This is a genomic window from Chlorobaculum parvum NCIB 8327 (assembly GCF_000020505.1).
Lineage (GTDB): Bacteria > Bacteroidota > Chlorobiia > Chlorobiales > Chlorobiaceae > Chlorobaculum > Chlorobaculum parvum_A.
This window is the reverse complement of sequence record NC_011027.1, coordinates 1,085,432-1,104,462: the sequence shown is the minus strand read 5'-3', so window position 1 is coordinate 1,104,462 and position 19,031 is coordinate 1,085,432. Positions and strand designations below refer to the sequence as shown.

Below are 19,031 nucleotides of genomic sequence, written 5' to 3'. Positions count from 1 at the left end.
AAACTCTCTTCACCTTTGCGTTGTTAATCATGCCGACTATTCGTATCGCCGAACCGAGCGACATCGACGCCTGCGTCCGGTTGCTGCACCTGCTCTTCAGCCAGGAACACGAATTCGTGCCGGATTCGTCGAAGCAGGTGGCCGGACTCGAAATGATCATCGGCAACCCATCGACGGGCACAGTGTTCGTCTGCGAAAGCGAGGGACGCATCGTCGGCATGGTTGCGCTGCTGAACCTGGTCAGTACGGCGCTCGGCAAGAAGGTTGCGATGCTTGAGGATATGATCGTCGAGCCCGCCCTCCGGGGCCAGGGTATCGGTTCCCAGCTCCTCGATTATGCGTGCAAATGGGCGAATGAAAACGAATACGGGAGGATCACCCTCCTGACCGACGGCGACAACGATGCCGCCCACCGTTTTTACGAAACGCACGGTTTTTCGCGCTCGTCGATGGTGGCCTTCAGGAAATTTCTGGAAAATGACTCAACCGGAGGAACAGTTATGAACCAAACCGAAAGCAAACAGGACAAGCCGGAGATGCAGGCCTGGATGTGTGAGGAGTGCGGTTACATTTACGATCCTGCCGAAGGCGACCTCGAAACCAACATCCCGCCGGGCGTCTGCTTCGACAAGCTTCCCGGTGACTGGTGCTGCCCGGTCTGCAACGGCGCCATGAGCCAGTTCAAAAAATTTGAATCTCAACTCTGACCCCAATCAGAGCCGCTTTCCAACCAATACAACACACCATCATGGAACAGTGGAAATGCGTGATCTGCGGATACATTTACAGCCCTGAAAAAGGCGATCCCGAGGGAGATATTCAGGCTGGCACGTCGTTTGAAGATCTGCCTGAAAACTGGATTTGCCCGATATGCGGCGCTGGAAAGGAGGAGTTCACAAAGGAGTGAGCGAGACAATCTTGATGGTTGTCATCATCTTCTGTAGGGGCAATCCCTTGCGGTTGCCCTGATTTTTTCATTTCTCCGTCAAACAGAAATCAAACTACGATAACCAAGAACATTGGGCTGAAGCCCTTGATTTTTTTGTTGATCCATGATCCCCGGCTTAAAAGCCGGGGCAATATTATTCCAATTCCAGATCATTCATGTATCGATAAAATGCCGCTTACTCGTCATTCCCGCGAAAGCGGGGATCTATGTGCTTATTCCGGATTCTGGATTCCCGCCTTCGCGGGAATGACGGGCTGAAATACCACAAGTCTAATGATGATGTATACTTTTTTAGAAATGGAATTAAATGTAAAACCTGGAATATCCGTCGGGTTAAAACCCTCCTGAAGAAAAGACTGTTTTATCATCCCCCCCTCACTCGCTCTTGTCTTCCAGCGACCGGCTCGTGGCAATCGCGGCAGCTTTTCCGGCGGGATAGAGGCTGACCAGCAGCGTAAAGAGCATCGCGGCGGCTCCGACGGCCACGAAATCCCATGCCTGCATGCTGACGGGGTAGGCTTTGATGATGAAGGCGCTTTCCGATGGAAGTTTTACGAAGCCATACAGCTCCTGCGCTTTAAGGAGAAGCCAGGCAATCAGCGAACCGAGCGCCGTGCCGACCAGTCCGGTCAAGCCTCCTTCCACGATGAAAATGGTCATGAACTGCGGGCGCTCCATGCCAAGGCAGCGCAGGTAGAACAGTTCGTGCTTTTTATCGATCACCGTCATGGCGAGCGACCCGGCAAGGCTCAGCAGCGCAACCATAATCACCAGCATCAGCACCGCGAAGCTCGCCCACTTTTCGAGACGCATCACAGCGAACAGCTCCCGATGCTTCTCTTCGAGCGTCATCACCGTCCACTTCCCGCCAAGCCCGTTCGCCGCAAGCCACTGGCGAAGTTCCCGTTCAAGCTCGTCAGCCCGCACACCGCTCTCCGGTCGCACATCGAGGCCGGAATAGCGCTCCTTGCCGTAAAGCAGAATCGTCCGGCCAACTGAAAGAGGCGCAAGCACGTAGCGGTCATCGAAAATCTGCTGCAAGACGAACGCCGACTCGACTCTCGCCTCGCCGATCGAAAGCGCGGGCAACAGCTCCGGCTGCGAGAGCGCCTGCAAGCCCGCCGAAATCAGTTCCGGACTGAAGAGCCGCACCCGCTGGCCCGCGTAGAGCTCCATGCGTTCTGCCAGCAGGCTTCCGACGGAAACCCCATCGCCGGAAAAAAGCGGCGGACGAACCCCGGTACCCGTTTGCATCCGGCGTTGCGCATCCGGCGTCACCCCCTTGACCATGACCAGTTCGCTCTTGCCCGGCGTGGAAAGAATCGCCTGCCCTTCGACGAACGGATCGACCGTCTGCACGCCATTGATTTTGCCGATAGCCGCCAGCAGCGAGTCGGAAACCACCATCGAGCGCCCCTCCGCAGGCACGAGCTGTACCGGGCTTTCGACGGTCACGAACAGGTCGCGTGCGAGCTGCTGGAACCCGTTCAGCACGCTCATCACAATCAGCAGCGTTGAAACGCCGACTACGATCCCTGCGAGGCTGATGCCGGAGATGATGTTGATCACCCGAAACCGCTTCCGCGCGAAGCTGTAACGACTCGCTATCCAGAACCCTGCGTTCATCGTTCGTGGCTCCTCATACGGTCAGGGCCGTGCTGGGCCGCAGCGAGGCAGCCACACGCGATGGAATGAAAGCAAACAGCAGCGTCAGCAGCGCCACGGCAGCGGAGACGAGCAGGTAGTTCATCGGGTCGATCTGGATCGGCACCTGGCTGACGAAGTAGCTCTCCTCAGGAAGTTTGATGAGGTGGAAGTGCAGCTCGAACAGCGACAGCCCAAGCGCAAGCAGATTACCCGTGCCGATGCCCACCAGCGCAATCATCAGCGCCTGCCCCATGAACACCCGGCTGATGCCGCCCGGTTCAAGCCCGAGCGCTGAGAGCATCCCGATCTCCTTCGTCTTTTCGATGATGAGCACCAGCAGCGTCGAAACGATGTTGAACACCGCCACCACCGTGATGGTCACGATCAGGAGCGGTGTGATGTTCTTCTGGAGCTTCAGCCACTCGAAGAGGTTTGAGTAGCGCTGATAAACCGTGTAGGAATAAAAGGGATAGCCGAGCGCCTCGGTCACTTGCGCCGAAATGGCGTCGAGGTTGCGCAGGTCGGTGACGTTAGCCTCGTAGCCAGAAATCATGCCGGGATGGTAGAGCGCCTGGAGCCGCCCCAGACCGGCGAACACCACCAGATCGTCGAACCCCTCGGTCAGGCCGGTGTTGTAGATGCCCGCAACTCTGGCCACCTGCAGATCGAGGCCGGATAAAAGCTCAACCACGCTCTGCGCTCCGGAAAGAGCCGAGCCATTTGCACCACCATCGACACCCACAATCATCAGCCGGTCGCCGGTCTTGATGCCGAGCTGCTCGGCCAGCGCCTTGCCGCACATCACCGGCAGCGCTCCATCTGCCTCTGCATCCGTGCCATCCAGCGCCTGCCACAAACCGCTCTCTGCACCGCCGAGAAATTTCCGGGCCTCCTCCGGCGTGATCCCCCGAATCTGCGCGGGCGCAATGCCACCGCCGTCACCGCGCGACTGGTTCCGGCTCTTGAGCATCACGTTCAGTTCGAGGAACGGGTAAGTTTCAGCAATGCCCGGCACGCCGTTCAACGTCTGGCGATCTCGGCGAGTCTCGTAAAAAAGACGCCCATCCGCCTGCCGCACCTGAAGATGCGACGTAAACCGGATGAGCTTGCCTTCGATGACGGATGAAAACCCGTTGACGATAGACAACGTCAAAATCAGCGCCGCCGTCCCGACCGCAATGCCCAGCGCTGAAGCAAACACAATAAAGGTCGGCTTCGAATGCGACCGCGGCTTGAACGCAAATCGACGGGCAATATAGAACTCGGCTTTCACTGGGTAGATAAGGGCGTGTGGTGGCTTTCTGGGAACGGGTCTTTGAAGATTAATGACGGGAAAGATAAGAATTTCCGGGTTGCTGGTGCAGGATTGCGAGATTGAGTTTAAGGTAGAAGCTCAACCAACGGCGAAGGTTGGATTTGGTCAACGTTGAATGGAGGGATTAATGGTATCAGCAACTATAGAGTCGTCCGGCTCTACATTCCCCTTTTCCCCCTCCTCTTCCTTCGGAGTCTCTTCAAGCGCTTTCAGACGCTCCTCCAATTGCTTGATTGCTTCCTGCTTGGCCGTTTTCTCTTCCTCGTCACTCACCTCTTTTAACAAAGCTTCCAGCTTTTCGATCTCTTGCCTGATTTGCTGCTTTTCCTTCTCAAGCTTTTCCGCTTTTTCGGCTTTGTCAAAAACGATGTCTTCGGCTGAGGACTCGTGCTTCCCGGTTTTTGGCACGGCAACATGAGTTGACGGGATAATTTTTTCTTTATCGCTGAGCTGGCGCTGGTTCATGAAGGTGGGCGACATGATTTCGATTCCCTTGCTATGCAGCGTATCCAGCACACTGGCATAAAGTTTTGAACGCGCTGAAATAAGGTATTTGGGATCCTCAAGCAAACCCGACACGCGATAGGCAACCGAAAAGTTGCCTAACTCCACAATATGAACGAATGGCTCGACCAGACCACTCGTTTTAGCAGCTTCGATCAGTAAGGATTCGATTTGTCGATGATCCAGATCGTAGCCCAACGAGAGCGACGACGAGATAATGGTGCCCGAGCTCCGGGTTGTCGTGACAGGGTTCGAAATGCAGTAGGAGTTCGGCAAAGAGATAAGTTCACGAGCTTCAGTCTGGATTTCGGTGTCGAACAATCCTCGCTCGGATACCCTGCCAAAATGGTCGCCGATGCGAATAAAATCACCGACTCTGAACGGCGTGGTGATTCGCATCAACACCCCACCCATGAGATTCGCAATGACCGTCGAAGAAGAGAAAGCAAAAAGTCCCGACAGTATAAGTCCAATCAATGTAAGCAATTGATTGCGTGAACTATCGCTCATGGGCAGCACAAGAACGGAGACAATGATTCCAATAATAGTCAACCCGAGTATAATGAGCTGACGCGAAAACTTGCGCTCACTGCCGAAGTCTGGATGCCGTTTGATAAGCAGCCAATGCACTCCCCACAGGAGTCCGCCAATAACGGTAACCGTGGCTATAAACGGCCCGAATGATATGAGTTTTTCAAGCATGGTATCCAAACCTTTCAAACGTTAATTGTACCGATCAACTCATTTTGCCCTGTTTAAAGTCAACACTGTCTGTCTGGCGGTTGTTCCTGACAGAATTCCCTCGTAAATCCTAAAACTCTGTTGCGGCCCAAAGACTTTGCTTTGTAAAGAGCTTTATCGGCATTATTAACCAACGAATACCAGTCGGTTGCATCATCAGGCAGCGCAGCCACACCGATGCTTACGGTCAACTGGCCTTCCGGCTGGGTGTGCTCGTGCTCGAAGGGTTCGGCGCTGATGATGCTTTGCAGCCGTTCGGCAATCTCCAGCGCTGTCTGGCGATCGGTTTTCGGGAACAGCAGCGCGAACTCCTCACCACCGAACCGTGACGGAATGTCGGTCGCGCGGCACTCCTGGTGGATGATTTCGGCGATCCTGACAAGCACCTTATCGCCCTCGATGTGGCCGTGCAGATCGTTGTACATCTTGAAGTAGTCGATGTCGATCATGGCCAGCGCAATACTGGCGCCAAACCGCTTGGCCCGCTCCACATCGATGATGAGGTGCTCCTTAAAGTGGCGGTAGTTGTAGAGGCCAGTCTTTTCATCGCGAATGTAAATTTCGTCGAGCTTCTTGTTTTTGGCCTCGATGTCGTGGCAGAGCGAAGCTACCGAGCTGGTGACGGAGCGCATTTCGGCGGAGGGGTTGGGGCCGGTCAGCATATCCTCGGCGGCTTCGGCCGTGTCGTGCAGGCTTTCGGGCAGATCGCGGTTCAACTGCATCAGGCGTTGCGCAAGCTGGTGGAGCGGAATGATCGAGTGGCGATAGTTTGACGCGAGGAGGCGACCGCCTGCAAGCACGATAAAGAGCAGCAGAATGGTGATGAATACGAGGTAGTAGATCAGGCTCAGGCCGACCATATCGTTCTCTTCAGCGATCTGGCTGGTCATGGCCGCGATCATTTCGTCCAGATCGACCACGATAAGCTGAAGCGTTTCCCGATTGACAATGCTGGTAATGGGCTTTCTTTTCATCAGCCACTCCCCCAGCTCGCTTTCCGGCTTGATGCCTGAATTCTTTTTCACATCCGCAAAGCGGGCGCATTCGATGCGCAATCTCGACTGAATCTCCTCGCGCTGGGCAAGCGAGAGCTGCTCACTCCCCAACTGCTGTTCGATCGAAGCAACCGTTGTGCGGCACTCGACCAGCTTCATGCGAAGATCCTGCTTGAGCGAAATAGCCCGGATATGCTCTGTCTGGTAAGCCCCGAACCATGCCGTGCCGCCGAAAGCCAGCAGCAGCGCTGCAATACCAGTGATAATGGGCAGTCGGAGCAAGCCTCTGCCGGAAGTTTCGTATTCCTGTTTCATCCATTCATTTGATAATGATCGTGCGCACGAGCTGCTGGTATGGAGCCATGTCGCCGCGCTCGAAAAGCTTCTGCCCCTCCTTGGCGAGCCATGCGCCAAAACCGGTGGCAAGGGGATTGTACGGGTCGTACAGATAGAGGATGACCGTCGAGAGCGGATACTCTCCACGGTACACCGTTGCAGGCGAAGCGCTTACCGGCGCTCCCCCATCGTCACCAATGAGCGGCACCGCCCGAAGACTTTGGCCGTATCTGCCGCTGCGCAAGGTTTCTGCCCAGGCTGGCATAGTGATGACTGCCAAGGCGTTGCGGTCACTGCTCACCCGCTCAAGCAGCTCGGAAAGGCCTGGTTCGGCGGAAGCTTTCAGTTCATCCTGCTTGCCGAAAAGCAGCGACGAAAGCACCAGCCTCGACCGCAGATCGCTGCCGTTCACACAGGGGACGATCGGGCCGGATACACTGCTGACAGCTTTCCAGTCCAACATCTTGCCGGAAAAGATTTGGCGCAACTGTTCAAGGGAAAAAGTACGGACAGGATTGGCCTTATTAACCACCAGCACCAGAGCGTTACGAGCCACCGACTGCTGTTTGACCGGACGTTTCAATGAAGTCATCACCGAATCCTCCTCGGCAGAAAGCGCTCCCTGAATCAGAGCAGCCCCGGCCTCACGGCGCAGGAATTGCAGCACGGGCCGTGAACTGGAGCCTTCGATGGAAATCGACGCCTGGCCATATTGATCGGAAAAAGCTCGGGACTGAAGAGTAGCTACCGGCATCAGGGTGTGGTCAACAGCCACGATGAGGCTCCCGCTGATCGGCGTCGGACCGGACACTGCCGAGCTCACCTGTTGCTCGGAAGCGGGAGGACGCATCCATAACCACAACGGCACCAGAATGCCTGCGGCCAGGATGAGGATGATCACAACGTTACGGAACCGGTGATTCATGGCTATAGTAGATTTATAGTTGAAATGTAGGCAAAAAACAGCAGAAAGGTACTATCAGGCGCTGAAAATCCGGATTAACAGCAACCCCTGCAACTCATTGAAAAACCAAAAGAAAACGAAGACTCAAAGGAGGATTGTGAACTGAATGGAGCCGAGCAGAAATTGGCTTTGTAAACAATCATCAATTTTCATGGAAAAACGACACGAATTAAGTAATATATCCGCTTCCCTGAATATTTATTCACTTTACTGAATACGTGTAATCGTCGATGAATCAACAGCAAAAAACCTGGACGGCCTCGGTGATTGGTGCTTCCGGATATTCGGGAGCCGAGCTGATCAAACTGCTCAAGAGGCATCCCGGAATTGAAATCGAAGCGCTGTACGCCCACACCCAGGCGGGCAAGCACTTTTCGGAGCTTTACCCGGCCATTCCCTGCGACAAGGTATTCCAGACCTACGAGGGACAGACCGATAGCGATATCTATTTCCTCGCGCTTCCGCATGGCGAAGCACTGCGACTGGTGCCGGGCTTGCTTGCTGCCGGCAAGAAGATCATCGATCTGTCGGGCGATTACAGGCTCGAAAAAGTCGACGAGCACAAGCATTTCTACGGTGGCGACAAGTCGCCGGAAGCTGTTCTACAGTACGGTATGCCAGAGCTGTTCCGCGACGAAATCGTCAAATCGACGGCAATCAGCAATCCGGGATGCTATGCCACGAGCATCATCCTCGGGCTCGCTCCCCTGTTCCGTGGCGGCATGGTGGGGCTCGAAGTGGAGTCGGTCAACGTGACGGCGATATCAGGCATTTCGGGTGCGGGCAGAAGTGCAAAGACCGAACTCTCGTTCTCGGAAATGAGCGGCAACATGCGCGCCTACAAGGTGGGCAAACACCAGCACACGCCGGAGATCATGCAGGCACTCGGCACTTCGGCCACGGAGCCATCGTTCCGCTTCGTCATGACGCCGATGATCGCCCCGTACGTGCGCGGCATCTACTCGGTGCTGAACGTACGCCTCGCCTCACCGGCGACGATGGCGTCGATTCGTGAGCTGTACGCGGGATTCTATGCCGACGCTCCGTTCGTGCGTCTGCGCAACGGCGTGACCGAGGTGAGCCATGTGGCCAACACCAACTTCTGCGACGTCAGCCTCGCATTCGAAAACGACGGCTCGCTTGTCATCATCACGGCCATCGACAATCTGGTCAAGGGCGCAGCCGGTCAGGCGGTTCAGAACATGAACCTGATGCTCGGCTTCGACGAAACAACTGCCTTGTTATAACGTATTATCGACTTAAAGAAAAGTGGAACCATTCGATAAATCGATTACCGCTGTCAAACGCCTCGCCGCCAGAACCGTCTGGCCGCAGGGGGTGATGCCGGTTATTGCCGATCCCGCATCGGGCGATACATTCTGGCCTGAAGGCTTCACGCTCTCGGGCATCAACTGCGGAATCAAGCCGACGCGCAAGGATCTGATGCTGCTGCTTTGCGACCAGCTCGCCAGCACCGCCTCGGTATTTACGACAAACCTTTGCTGCGCGGCTCCGGTCGAGCTGTCGAAAGCTGCGCTGTCGGCCTCAAACGGCAAAATGCGTGCGGTCATCTGCAACAGCGGCAACGCCAACGCTGCCACGGGCGCCGAGGGCATGAAGAACGCACAACGCATGGCTGAAGCCACGGCTGCCGCGTTCGGCGTCGATGCGGGCGAAGTACTTGTCGCCTCAACGGGCGTGATCGGGCAGACGCTGCCGGTCGACAAAATCGACGCAGCCATGCCAGCGCTGAAAGCCGCTTCCGGCACCGCGAACTGGGCTGAGGCCGCCGAAGCGATCATGACCACCGACACCTTCCCGAAGGCCTTCGCGGTTGACGTGAAGCTCTCGAGCGGCACTACTCGCATCGCGGGCATCGCCAAAGGTTCGGGGATGATCTGCCCGAATATGGCGACGATGCTCGCCTTCCTCGGCACCGATGTGTCGATTGAACCGGCGCTGTTGCAGGAGCTGCTCTCGGCGGCCAACATGGTGAGCTTCAACGCCATCACGGTTGACGGCGACACCAGCACCAACGACATGGCAGCCATCATGGCGAGCGGCAAAGGGCCGGAGGTATTGCGCGGCACGGAGGATGCCAAGCTCTTTGGCGAGGCGCTGCGCTCGGTAATGACCATGCTCGCCCAGCTCATCATCGTCGATGGCGAGGGAGCGACCAAGTTCGTCGAACTGCGCGTCACCGGCGCGAAAAGCGATGCCGAGGCTCGCATGGCGGCGATGACCGTGGCCAACTCCCCGCTCGTCAAAACGGCCATCCACGGTGAGGACGCCAACTGGGGCCGCATCATTGCAGCGGCAGGACGCTCGGGCGCCTCATTCATTCAGGAGGAGCTGTCGGTTTATTTCGACGACGAACCGATTCTCAAACCGGGCCTCGACGCCAACTTCTCCGAAGAGCGGGCCAAAGAGGTCATGCAGCAGAAAGAGTTCACCATCACGCTTTCGCTCGGCAACGGTCCGGGCGCAGCCACCGTCTGGACCTGCGACCTGAGCCACGGTTATATCGAAATCAACGGCAGCTATCGGAGTTGATAATTGATAATGTAGTTGACAGTTTTGGTTGGGTGGTAATCAGTGCTTTTGCTTTTTCATCCAGATTGTCCACTTCGTCCACTAAGTCCATGCCGCCAATAGTACCTTTGGTTTCTTGCGTTGGGCTTGTGAGAGCTTTCTTTTTTTGAATTTCAGAGATTTGACATGGAAAAAATGTGCAGTGAATTCCGCCCCGACGGCAAACGTCCCCAGCCGGTGATCGGCCACGTGCTTGTCGAGGCGCTGCCCTATATCAGACAGTTCGAGGGCAAAACTTTCGTCATCAAGTACGGCGGCGCGGCCATGAAAGACGAGGTGCTCAAGAACATCTTCGCCGAAAACGTTACTCTGTTACGCAAAGTCGGCATCAAGGTGGTGATCGTGCACGGCGGGGGCGATGCCATTACCAAGACCTCCGACAAGATGGGGCTGGAAACCACCTTCGTGCACGGCAAGCGCGTCACCGACCTCGAAACCATCAACGTGGTGCAGATGACGCTGGCCGGTAAGGTGAACCAGGACATCGTGCAGCTCATCAACGAGGATGGCGGCAACGCAGTCGGCGTCAGCGGCCTCGACGCCGACATGATCCGCGCCGTGCCAGCCGCCAATGCAGAGACGCTGGGGCTGGTGGGCCAGGTCGCTGAAATCAACACGCGCTACATCGACCTGCTCACCGATGCCGGACTGATTCCAGTGATCGCCCCCATCGGCTACGACATGGAGAGCAACGTCTACAACATCAACGCCGACGACGCGGCCGCAGCCATCGCCGTAGCGCTCAAGGCTGAAAAGCTGATCTACATCAGCGACGTCGAAGGCGTCCGGGTCGGCGACCGCATCCTGAAAACGATCTGCAAAGCTGACGCCGCAGAGTTCATCGAGCGCGGCGTCATCACTGGAGGCATGATTCCGAAGGTGGTTTCGGCCTACCAGACGCTTGACGGAGGGGTCGGCAAAGTTCATCTCATCGACGGGCAGATTACCCATGCCCTGCTGCTCGAAGTCTTTACCAATGAAGGCGTCGGCACGCAGTTCGTCGTCGAAACCGAAAAAGAAATTCTATCATGAGCAAACAACAGACCGGAACCAAAAAACGCGACTTTCTCGGATTCACGGGACTCGATGCCGAAAAGATCATCGAACTGTTCGACTACTCGCTCCACATCAAGCAACAGCGTGAAGCCAACCGCCAGACTGCCGAGTTCCGCCCGATCCGCCACAAAACCGTGGCCATGATCTTCAACAAGCCATCGCTGCGCACGCGGGTTTCGTTCGAGCTGGGCGTCTATGAACTCGGTGGCCACGCCATCAGCCTCGAAGGCAAATCCATCGGCGTCGGCGAACGTGAATCGGTCGAGGATATCGCCCGTCTGCTGTCGCGCTACAACGACGCGATTGTGGCCCGCCTGCACGAGCACGAAATCATCGAGACACTCGCCGCGCACGCAAGCATTCCGGTCATCAACGCGCTCACCGATCTGTCACACCCGTGCCAGATTCTGGCCGACGCCTTCACGCTTTACGAAAAAGGGCTGTGGCGCGACGACATCAAGGTGGTCTTCGTTGGCGACGGCAACAACGTGGCGAATTCGTGGATCGAGCTTGCCGGAATCCTCCCGTTCCACTTCGTGCTCACCTGCCCCGAAGGCTATCTGCCGGACGAAACGCTGCTGAAGCAGGCGCGCGCAAACGCAAAAAGCGTCATCGAAATCGTGCACGACCCGATGGAAGCTGCCAAAGACGCCGACGTGCTCTACACCGACGTCTGGACGAGCATGGGCCAGGAGGATGAGATGGCCGAGCGTTTGAAGACTTTCGAGCCCTACCAGATCAACTCGAAGATGATGGCTGAAGCCAAATCGTCTGCTGTGGTGATGCACTGTATGCCCGCCCATCGCGGCCAGGAGATCAGCGCCGAAGTGATGGACGGCCCGCAGTCGATCATCATCGACGAGGCCGAAAACCGCCTGCACGTGCAGAAAGCGCTCATGGTGAAACTGATGAACCACGACGTCTATCGCAAGTTCCACCTGACGCACCGCCTGAACCGCGCGGCCAGCCAGCTCAAAGCCTGAGAAGGAAACGATGAACAAGGCGCTCAGGCAGAAAAAGATCAGAGAGCTGGTCGAAAACAACGACGTATCCGGCCAGCAGGAGTTGCTCGGAATGCTTGAAAAGGAGGGCTTTTCCGTCGCCCAGCCTACACTTTCGCGCGACTTCGCCGAAATGGGCATCGTCCGCAACCGCACCGCCGACGGTGGCTACCGGCTCTCAGTGCCCGAAGAGCCCCAGGAGGACATTCTTCGCGGGCTTGTCGGCATGGAGGTGCTCTCGATCACAGCCAACGAAACCTCGATCATCATCAACACCCTGCCCGGTCGCGCTCACGGCGTCGGATCGTTCCTCGACCGCATAAACAGCCCCGAAATCCTCGGCACCATCGCCGGGGACGATACGGTGCTCGTAATTCCTGCAACCATCAGGAAAATTTCGTCCGTCAAATCCTATATTCAGAAAATTCTCTCACAACCATAACCGGTATCGCAAGCATGAGCAAGGAAAAAATTGCGGTCGCCTACTCCGGCGGCCTCGACACGTCAGTCATGATCAAGTGGCTGAAGGATAAATATGAAGGCGCAGAAATCGTGGCAGTCACGGGCAACCTCGGCCAGAAGATGGAGGTCGATAACCTCGAACCGAAAGCACTCGCCACCGGCGCGGCGTCGTTCCACTTCGTCGATCTGCGCAAAACGTTCGTCGAAGATTGCATCTGGAAAGCACTGAAAGCCGGTGCGCTTTACGAGGACGTGTACCCGCTCGCCACGGCGCTCGGACGTCCGATCCTCGCCAAGGCGCTGGTCGATGTGGCGCTCGCCGAAGGATGCACCATGCTCACCCACGGCTGCACCGGCAAGGGCAACGACCAGGTTCGTTTCGAGGTGACCTTCGCCTCACTCGCCCCGCACATGAAGGTGGTCGCCCCGCTGCGCGAGTGGGAGTTCACCTCGCGCGAGCAGGAGATCACCTACGCGCTGGAGCACAACATCCCGGTTTCGGCAACCAAGAAAAATCCCTACTCGATCGACGAGAACATCTGGGGCATCAGCATCGAGTGCGGCGTGCTCGAAGACCCGATGGTGCCGCCGCCCGCCGACGCCTACCAGATCACCACCTCGCCCGAAGAGGCTCCCGACAAGCCGACCGTGGTTGACATCGACTTCGTCGAAGGTATCCCGGTGGCGCTCGACGGCCAGCAGATGGAGGGCCTCGACCTCATCGTCAAGCTCAACGAACTCGGCGCGATGAACGGCGTCGGCAGGCTCGATATGATCGAGAACCGTGTGGTCGGCATCAAGTCACGCGAGATTTATGAAGCTCCGGCAGCCACCATCCTGCACTTCGCCCACCGCGAACTCGAACGCCTCACGCTTGAAAAAAGCGTCTTCCAGTACAAGCGGAACATCGGTCAGGACTATGCCAACATCATCTACAACGGCACCTGGTTCTCCCCGATGCGCGAAGCTCTCGACGCCTTCGTTGACGTCACGCAGAAACCGGTCACCGGCATGGTCAGGCTCAAGCTCTACAAGGGTAACGTCACCCTGCTCGGTCGCACCTCGCCGAACTCGCTCTACAACGAAGAGCTGGCCACCTACACCGAAGCCGACACCTTCAACCACAAAGCAGCCGAAGGCTTCATCCAGCTTTATGGCCTCGGATTGAAGACCTACAGCGAGGTGAATCTGGGGAAATGACAATTGATAATTATCGATTGAATGCCATTTCGTAGGGGCAGTCCCTTGCAGCTGTCCTCCTCATCAAAACGCAAAAAGCAGGCGCGAATTTCCGTAGCCTGCTTTTTTATTATGCGATGTGGAATCAAAATTGCCTGCCCCCTTAATCATTTGACAGGCACCGAATCTTTTTGGCGAAAGTTGTCGACTCGCAGAAAAAGGTTGCTTCACCACTTTTCCCACCGGATTGTTTATCTTCCCAGCAAACCATTATCATTGGGCGTTTAGCCCTGCAAATCTCATAGCGTTACGTTACCATGTCCGACCAGTCAAAACAGAAGGAACTCTTGTGGCAGAGCCGTTTTTCGGAACCGTTTGACCGGGAGGCTTTGCAGTTCTCCTCGTCCGTTCATGTGGACGGATTGCTCTACCGTGAAGATATTCAGGGTTCGATCGCCCATGCGACGATGCTTGGCGAGGAAGGGATCATCTCTGCCGGAGAGTCTGAACAGATTGTCGAAGGTCTCAAGGCTGTCGAAAAGGAGATCGAGTCGGGCGAGCTGGTACCGGTGTGGGAGGACGAGGATATTCACACCGTGATCGAGAACCGGCTGAAGGAGCTGATCGGCCCGGCGGCCGGCAAACTGCATTCGGGGCGCAGCCGCAACGACCAGGTGGCGACCGACACGCGCCTTTACCTGCGCCGGAACATCGACCGGCTGGTCGGCCTGCTCGAAGCGATGCAATCGACGCTGCTCGACAAGGCGGAGCGGTACAAGAGCACGATCATGTTCGGCTACACCCACCTGCAACGCGCCCAGCCGATGTCCGCCGGGCACTACTACATGGCGTGGCACTCGATGTTTGGCCGCGACGCCGAGCGGCTCGCCGACCTGCGCAAGCGGGCGAATATCTCGCCGCTCGGCGCGGCGGCCTTTGCGGGCAGCACGTTGCCGCTGAACCCCGCGCGCTCGGCGGAGCTGCTTGAGTTCGACGGCGTGTTCGCCAACAGCATCGATGCGGTGAGCGACCGCGACCTGGTGATCGAGTTCGTCTCGGCCTGCTCGATGATTATGATGCACCTGTCGCGCTTCTCGGAGGATGTGATTCTCTGGACATCGGCGGAGTTCAACTACCTGTCAATCAGCGACGCCTTCGCGACCGGGTCGTCGATCATGCCGCAGAAGAAGAACGCCGACATCGCCGAGCTGGTGCGTGGCAAGACGGGTCGGGTTTATGGTAATTTGATGAACCTGCTGACGATCATGAAAGGGTTGCCGCTCTCCTACAACCGCGACATGCAGGAAGACAAACCGCCGCTGTTCGACACCGCCGAAACCACAGCGTCGAGCCTGTCGGTGTTCCGCCGGATGATCGAAAAAACCTGGCTCAACGAGGAGCGCCTCGCAAAGCTCACCGCCGAGGATCTGAGCCTCGCGACAGAAATCGCCGAATACCTGGTCAAAAAGCAGATCCCCTTCCGTGACGCTCACCGCATCACCGGAAAAATCGTGGCCTACGCTATCGAAAAGAGCAAGACCCTGCCGACCATTTCGCTCGACGAGTATCGCACCTTCTCCGAATCGTTCGACGAAGGCATCTATGATGACCTCAAACCCGACGCCAGCGTCAACTCCAAGAAAACCGCTGGCAGTTGCTCGTTCAAGTCCGTCGAAGAGCAGATCGCCAGAGCAAGGAAGAATAGTTGATGGATTGCTGACGCGGTACCCATTAAACGCAAAAAGCAGGCTCCGTAATAAGCCTGCTTTTTTATTCACGTCTCCAAAGATATTTTGCCTTGTAAAGTACTTTATCGCCCACAAGAAGAGACAGGGCGGACATCTCTAGCCCGCCCTGGCAACGATCAACTATTCATACTCAGCACTCATTTCTTCCCTAGCGGCATAGCCTTGATGAGCTGTGCTGCCGGTTTCTGAAGCATCGGCGCATCTGTCTCCTGAGCTTTGAGGTCAATCAGATCATCCATGATACCGGCGGTTTCCTGAATGATAAAGTCGGTTTTCTTTTTCTTGCCGGTTTCAAGATTCTCGTCACCCCAGCGATCCTGAATCTGCTTCAGGGTCTTGCTCTCCGTCTCGAAGTTCTTTTCCTGAAGCGAGACGCTCTTCTTGTTTCTGATACGGTTCAGGGTTGCCAGATCGGCAAGGTAGGCCTGGTATTGACTATCCTTTGCAGCCCGCGCTTTGAACTCGCTTTTCAACATCGAAATATCGGCGCGGCTGACCGAACCGACCGGAGTGTAGTCCGCCCTTGAAATGGTTGTCCAGGGCAGACTGCTGGTGTAGGTATCTTCGCCGACAACCTCCGGATCGATCATCGAGGGCAGCACGATGTCGGGCAACACGCCGATATGCTGGGTGCTTCCGCCAGAGATGCGGTAGAACTTTGCCACGGTCAGCTTGAGCTGGCCAAGATCGGGCTGGTTCGTGAACATGCTGAAGGGGCGCTTGATCGATACGATGCTCTGCACGGTGCCCTTGCCGAACGTGCGATCGCCGACAATGACGCCACGTCCGTAATCCTGAATGGCTGCGGCAAAAATTTCCGAAGCCGAAGCGCTGTAGCGGTTGACCAGCACAACAAGCGGCCCGGTGTACAATGCCGGATACTCTTCGTCCTTGAGCACCATCTTGCCGCCAAGAGCGTTGCTGACCTGCACGACCGGGCCCTGTCCAACGAACAGGCCGGTCACGTTGACCGCCTCTTCGAGCGAACCCCCGCCATTATCACGCAGGTCGAGAATAATACCATCCACCTTCGCAGCGTTCAGCTCATTAAGAATCTTGATGACATCGCGTGTGGTGCTGGTGTAATTCGTTTTATTCTGTCGTTCACCTTCGAAATCGAGATAGAACGAGGGCAGCACGATCACGCCGATCTTTTTACCTTTTTCGATGATAATCTTCTTCTGGGCTGCCTGCTCCTGCAGATCGACTTTGGCTCTGACAATCCTGATGATGCGGGCCGGCCCCTTGTTGGCCTGGCTGGCCGGAAGCACCTTGAGCCGCACCACGGTTCCTTTGGGACCCCTGATTTTTTTGACCACGTCGTTGATCCGCCATCCGACCACATCGATAATTTCACCATTCTCGCCCTGACCGACGCCGATAATCTGATCCCCTTTCTTGAGCTGGTTGCCCTTGAAAGCCGGCCCGCCGGGAATGATTTCATTCACCACCGTGTATTCGTTCTCCATCTGCAACTTCGCTCCGATACCTTCGAGCGAGCGGCTCATGTCGATCTGAAAGTTCTCATACATATCGGGCGAGAAATAGTCCGTATGGGGATCGAACGAGGTGGTCACGGCATTCATGTAGGCCACGAAAGCGTCTTCGGGCTTCTGCTGGTTGAAGAGGTTCAGGCGGTTCCGGAAACTCTTTTCAAGCGCGCTCTTGATGCTTTTTCCCTTTTCGCCGGTGAACTTCATGTTCAGGTACTGATACTTCAACTCTTTACGCCACTGATCCTGCAGGGCGGCAAGATCAACCGACCAGGGAGCGGTTTTGCTTCGTTCGAGTTCAAGCGTTTCGGGCTTGGTGAAATCGAATGTCGAAGTTTTGAGCGCCTTCATCATGAACGCCATCTTCTGACGAGCCCGTTTCAGGAACTGATTGTAGATGGCGAACCCGCCCTCCGGATTACCGGTTATGAAATCGTCGTCGAGGCGGTTGCCGTACTCCTTTCTGAGTCTTTCGACGTCTGAGGCCGTAAAGTAGCTCCGGTTGTTGTCGATATTATCCAGGAAGCGGTCGAAGATCTGCTGGGAAAGCGAATCGTTCAGCGGAACTTTCCGGTAATGGTTCTGGATAAGATACTGGGCCAGATGGCGCGAGGCCTCCATCTGTTCAGGAGTCGGTGCGAGCAAGGCTGGCGGTGCGGCGGCTTTCGCTGGAACTGCCTGTGATTGACCCCATGACATCGTCAGGATCGAGAAAATCAGGAAAACGGGAAACAGTGCCGTACGTAGCGATTTCATATTTATAAACTATGACGTATTGGTAAAAAGAACCTTTAAAGTAACGAGAGCCTCAAATCTTGGTTCAATATATTATATTTGCTAAACATAGTATTTAACTAACAGGTTTCATGCGAATGCGTAAAATCGCATTGCAGACCACCCCGATTAACGCCGATAACCCAACAAATCCAAACGGAGAGCTTTTTATGTCGAAAATCACCAGTTACAAAGAGCTGGGGCTCGTTAACAGTCGTGATCTTTTTGCCAAGGCGGTCAGCGGCGGCTATGCCATTCCTGCCTACAACTTCAACAATCTCGAACAGCTGCAGGCAATCATCATGGCTTGCGCGGAAACCTCCTCGCCGGTCATCCTGCAGGTATCGAAAGGCGCCCGGAACTATGCGAACCAGACCCTCCTGCGCCATCTGGCTGCCGGTGCTGTTGAATATGCCGCTGAACTCGGTTGCGCCGTTCCGATTGTGCTGCACCTCGACCACGGCGACAGCTTCGAGCTTTGCAAGGACTGCATCGAAACCGGCTTTTCATCGGTGATGATCGACGGCTCTCACCTGAGCTACGACGAAAACGTGAAACTGACCCGCAAGGTCGTGGAGTTTGCGCACCAGCATGATGTCACCGTCGAGGGCGAACTCGGCGTGCTGGCCGGCATCGAAGACGATGTGCATGCCGCCGAGCACACCTACACGGAGCCCGACCAGGTCGAGGACTTCGTCGGCAAAACCGGCGTGGACAGCCTGGCCATCGCCATCGGCACCTCGCACGGCGCGTTCAAGTTCAAACCGGGTGAAGATCATAAAATCAGGCTCGACATTCTCGCTGAGATCGAGAAGCGCATTCCCGGCTTCCCCATCGTGCTGCACGGCGCTTCGTCGGTACCGCAGGATCTGGTGCAGATGATCAACGCCCACGGCGGCAAGCTCAAGGACGCGGTCGGCATCGGCGAAGATCAGCTCCGCGAAGCAGCGCGCTCGGCAGTCTGCAAGATCAACATCGACTCCGACGGTCGCCTGGCAATGACTGCTGCCGTGCGCAAGGTGCTCGACGAAAAGCCGGAAGAGTTCGATCCTCGCAAATATCTCGGACCGGCTCGCGAAGCCCTCAAAGAGCTCTACAAGCACAAAATTATCAACGTGCTCGGTTCGAACGGCAAAGCGTAAAAGAACGCTTTCCCCGCCAGTCAAAAAAGGCTGTCCCGACAATTCGTGACAGCCTTTTTCTTTTCCCTTTCTTTCCACTTCTGTCTTGTAGGGGCAATCCCTTGCGGTTGCCCTTTGCAATCTGTACATAAAC

General features: G+C 56.1%; 16 protein-coding genes. 10 read left to right on the top strand and 6 right to left on the bottom strand.

Annotated features, from left to right (window positions below; genetic code table 11):
• Positions 1 to 29: 29 nt before the first annotated feature.
• Together CPAR_RS11380 and rd are read left to right on the top strand one after the other, a co-directional pair.
• Positions 30 to 707, top strand: a complete 678-nt coding sequence (locus tag CPAR_RS11380; protein ID WP_012502240.1) for a GNAT family N-acetyltransferase — start codon at positions 30 to 32, stop codon at positions 705 to 707.
• A 41-nt stretch (positions 708 to 748) separates the two neighbouring features.
• Positions 749 to 907, top strand: a complete 159-nt coding sequence (gene rd / locus CPAR_RS05085) for a rubredoxin (protein ID WP_012502239.1) — start codon at positions 749 to 751, stop codon at positions 905 to 907.
• 417 nt (positions 908 to 1,324) lie between these two features.
• Here the strand turns inward: rd and CPAR_RS05080 are convergent, their stop codons facing one another.
• The 5 genes from CPAR_RS05080 to CPAR_RS05060 form a co-directional block, all read right to left on the bottom strand.
• Entirely contained in the window at positions 1,325 to 2,575 is a 1,251-nt protein-coding gene (locus CPAR_RS05080) for an ABC transporter permease (protein ID WP_012502237.1), read from the bottom strand.
• Positions 2,576 to 2,588: 13 nt separating this feature from the next.
• Entirely contained in the window at positions 2,589 to 3,869 is a 1,281-nt protein-coding gene (locus tag CPAR_RS05075; protein WP_012502236.1) for an ABC transporter permease, read from the bottom strand.
• Positions 3,870 to 4,016: 147 nt separating this feature from the next.
• Complete coding sequence (locus CPAR_RS05070) at positions 4,017 to 5,117, bottom strand: mechanosensitive ion channel domain-containing protein (RefSeq protein ID WP_012502235.1); 1,101 nt, start codon at positions 5,115 to 5,117, stop codon at positions 4,017 to 4,019.
• Between the two features lie 59 nt (positions 5,118 to 5,176).
• Complete coding sequence (locus tag CPAR_RS05065) at positions 5,177 to 6,466, bottom strand: GGDEF domain-containing protein (RefSeq protein WP_012502234.1); 1,290 nt, start codon at positions 6,464 to 6,466, stop codon at positions 5,177 to 5,179.
• Between the two features lie 4 nt (positions 6,467 to 6,470).
• Positions 6,471 to 7,412 carry a PstS family phosphate ABC transporter substrate-binding protein gene (locus tag CPAR_RS05060; RefSeq protein WP_012502233.1) on the bottom strand — a complete coding sequence of 314 codons (942 nt, stop codon included), beginning with the start codon at positions 7,410 to 7,412 and terminating at the stop codon, positions 6,471 to 6,473.
• Between the two features lie 269 nt (positions 7,413 to 7,681).
• Between CPAR_RS05060 and argC the strand changes: the two genes are divergently transcribed.
• The 7 genes from argC (at position 7,682) to argH (ending at position 15,450) form a co-directional block, all read left to right on the top strand.
• Entirely contained in the window at positions 7,682 to 8,698 is a 1,017-nt protein-coding gene (gene argC / locus CPAR_RS05055) for an N-acetyl-gamma-glutamyl-phosphate reductase (RefSeq protein ID WP_012502232.1), read from the top strand.
• Between the two features lie 22 nt (positions 8,699 to 8,720).
• The gene (gene argJ / locus CPAR_RS05050) at positions 8,721 to 10,004 is read left to right on the top strand and encodes a bifunctional glutamate N-acetyltransferase/amino-acid acetyltransferase ArgJ (protein ID WP_012502231.1); all 1,284 of its coding nucleotides are present in this window, start codon (positions 8,721 to 8,723) and stop codon (positions 10,002 to 10,004) included.
• Positions 10,005 to 10,169: 165 nt separating this feature from the next.
• On the top strand, positions 10,170 to 11,075 hold the full coding sequence (argB, locus tag CPAR_RS05045; protein WP_012502230.1) for an acetylglutamate kinase: 906 nt from the start codon (positions 10,170 to 10,172) through the stop codon (positions 11,073 to 11,075).
• On the top strand, positions 11,072 to 12,082 hold the full coding sequence (gene argF, locus CPAR_RS05040) for an ornithine carbamoyltransferase (protein WP_012502229.1): 1,011 nt from the start codon (positions 11,072 to 11,074) through the stop codon (positions 12,080 to 12,082). The genes argB and argF overlap by 4 nt, the downstream gene beginning before the upstream one ends.
• 10 nt (positions 12,083 to 12,092) lie before the next feature.
• Positions 12,093 to 12,542 carry an arginine repressor gene (locus CPAR_RS05035; RefSeq protein WP_012502228.1) on the top strand — a complete coding sequence of 150 codons (450 nt, stop codon included), beginning with the start codon at positions 12,093 to 12,095 and terminating at the stop codon, positions 12,540 to 12,542.
• Between the two features lie 14 nt (positions 12,543 to 12,556).
• On the top strand, positions 12,557 to 13,762 hold the full coding sequence (locus tag CPAR_RS05030) for an argininosuccinate synthase (RefSeq protein WP_012502227.1): 1,206 nt from the start codon (positions 12,557 to 12,559) through the stop codon (positions 13,760 to 13,762).
• Between the two features lie 296 nt (positions 13,763 to 14,058).
• Positions 14,059 to 15,450: an argininosuccinate lyase gene (gene argH, locus CPAR_RS05025; RefSeq protein ID WP_012502226.1), complete on the top strand. Its 1,392-nt coding sequence runs from the start codon at positions 14,059 to 14,061 to the stop codon at positions 15,448 to 15,450.
• A gap of 176 nt (positions 15,451 to 15,626) precedes the next feature.
• Here argH and CPAR_RS05020 read toward each other — a convergent pair whose 3' ends face one another.
• A complete protein-coding gene (locus CPAR_RS05020; RefSeq protein ID WP_156773374.1) occupies positions 15,627 to 17,681 on the bottom strand; it encodes a carboxy terminal-processing peptidase in 2,055 nt (684 codons plus the stop codon).
• A 245-nt stretch (positions 17,682 to 17,926) separates the two neighbouring features.
• Between CPAR_RS05020 and CPAR_RS05015 the strand changes: the two genes are divergently transcribed.
• Entirely contained in the window at positions 17,927 to 18,898 is a 972-nt protein-coding gene (locus CPAR_RS05015) for a class II fructose-bisphosphate aldolase (RefSeq protein ID WP_012502224.1), read from the top strand.
• The last annotated feature ends 133 nt before the right edge of the window (positions 18,899 to 19,031 follow it).

What these genes read in the sequence shown, in the direction of transcription:
- CPAR_RS11380 (WP_012502240.1), top strand. Translation starts at nt 30, where the DNA reads ATGCCGACTATTCGTATCGCCGAACCGAGCGACATCGACGCCTGCGTC.
- rd (WP_012502239.1), top strand. Translation starts at nt 749, where the DNA reads ATGGAACAGTGGAAATGCGTGATCTGCGGATACATTTACAGCCCTGAA.
- CPAR_RS05080 (WP_012502237.1), bottom strand. Translation starts at nt 2,575, where the DNA reads ATGAACGCAGGGTTCTGGATAGCGAGTCGTTACAGCTTCGCGCGGAAG.
- CPAR_RS05070 (WP_012502235.1), bottom strand. Translation starts at nt 5,117, where the DNA reads ATGCTTGAAAAACTCATATCATTCGGGCCGTTTATAGCCACGGTTACC.
- CPAR_RS05065 (WP_012502234.1), bottom strand. Translation starts at nt 6,466, where the DNA reads ATGAAACAGGAATACGAAACTTCCGGCAGAGGCTTGCTCCGACTGCCC.
- CPAR_RS05060 (WP_012502233.1), bottom strand. Translation starts at nt 7,412, where the DNA reads ATGAATCACCGGTTCCGTAACGTTGTGATCATCCTCATCCTGGCCGCA.
- argC (WP_012502232.1), top strand. Translation starts at nt 7,682, where the DNA reads ATGAATCAACAGCAAAAAACCTGGACGGCCTCGGTGATTGGTGCTTCC.
- argB (WP_012502230.1), top strand. Translation starts at nt 10,170, where the DNA reads ATGGAAAAAATGTGCAGTGAATTCCGCCCCGACGGCAAACGTCCCCAG.
- argF (WP_012502229.1), top strand. Translation starts at nt 11,072, where the DNA reads ATGAGCAAACAACAGACCGGAACCAAAAAACGCGACTTTCTCGGATTC.
- CPAR_RS05035 (WP_012502228.1), top strand. Translation starts at nt 12,093, where the DNA reads ATGAACAAGGCGCTCAGGCAGAAAAAGATCAGAGAGCTGGTCGAAAAC.
- CPAR_RS05030 (WP_012502227.1), top strand. Translation starts at nt 12,557, where the DNA reads ATGAGCAAGGAAAAAATTGCGGTCGCCTACTCCGGCGGCCTCGACACG.
- argH (WP_012502226.1), top strand. Translation starts at nt 14,059, where the DNA reads ATGTCCGACCAGTCAAAACAGAAGGAACTCTTGTGGCAGAGCCGTTTT.
- CPAR_RS05020 (WP_156773374.1), bottom strand. Translation starts at nt 17,681, where the DNA reads ATGTCATGGGGTCAATCACAGGCAGTTCCAGCGAAAGCCGCCGCACCG.
- CPAR_RS05015 (WP_012502224.1), top strand. Translation starts at nt 17,927, where the DNA reads ATGTCGAAAATCACCAGTTACAAAGAGCTGGGGCTCGTTAACAGTCGT.